This window comes from Streptomyces sp. TP-A0356, assembly GCF_001417775.1.
Lineage (GTDB): Bacteria > Actinomycetota > Actinomycetes > Streptomycetales > Streptomycetaceae > Streptomyces.
The window spans coordinates 1-875 of sequence record NZ_BBZJ01000010.1 but is presented as its reverse complement, the minus strand read 5'-3'; the positions used below and the strand labels follow the sequence as shown (position 1 = coordinate 875).

General features: G+C 67.2%; 1 protein-coding gene. It reads right to left on the bottom strand.

What is annotated here, in order from left to right; genetic code table 11:
- Positions 1–10: 10 nt before the first annotated feature.
- Positions 11–816, bottom strand: a protein-coding gene (locus ASC56_RS37360; RefSeq protein WP_234376782.1) for an IS5 family transposase whose coding sequence is annotated in 2 segments (ribosomal slippage) — positions 11–486 and positions 486–816 — 807 coding nt in all. Because the reading frame shifts where the segments join, the coding sequence is not laid out codon by codon here.
- Positions 817–875 lie beyond the last annotated feature (59 nt).

Genomic DNA, 875 nt, shown 5'->3' with positions numbered 1-875 from the left:
AGAACTTGTCTCACGTGGTGAGGTTGGACAGCTTCTTGTAGCAGGTCAGGGTGGCCGCGAGGCCGAGGAAGCCGAGAAAGTGCTTACCCTTCCGCTCGTACCGGACGGTGAGGCGGCGGTAGCCGAAGAGCCAGGAGATCGACCTTTCGATCTTCCAGCGGTGTCGGCCGAGCCGCTCGCTGGATTCGATTCCCGGGCGGGCGATGCGTGGCACGATGCCGCGGCTGCGCAGCCACCTCAGGTGCTCGGCGGAGTGGTAGGCCTTATCCGCACGGAGCTTGCCGGGACGGCGCCGGCGCGGCCCGCGCCGCGACCGGATCGCGGGTATGCCCAGGACCAGCGGCAGCAGAGCCTGACTGTCATGGACGTTCGCACCAGACACACCGAGTGCCAGGGGTAAGCCCCGAGCGTCGGACAGGACGTGCAGCTTGCTGCCCTTCTTGCCCCGGTCGACCGGATTGCGCCCGGTCAGCGATCCCCCCTTTTCGCGCGGACGGAGGCCGCATCCACGATCACTGAGGTCCAGTCCACTTCACCGCGCGCGCCGAGCTCGTCCAGCACTGCCTGGTGTAACCGTCTCCAAAGCCCAGCCTCGGTCCAAGCGGAGAACCGGCGGTGCGCGGTGGCGGGAGAAACCCCGAAGGTCTCGGGTAGGTGCCGCCATGCGCATCCGCTGGTCAACACGTACACCACAGCGGTGAACACGGCCCGCTCGTCGCACGGGGCCGTGCCCCCGCCTTGCGGACGCGAGGCGAATGACGGAAGCAACGGAGCGACCAGCGCCCAGAGTTCGTCAGGAACCAACCGCCGCGACAGACCGACACCCATGGCAAGACATCATGCCGCATCCATCTCACGCCACGTGAGACAAGCTC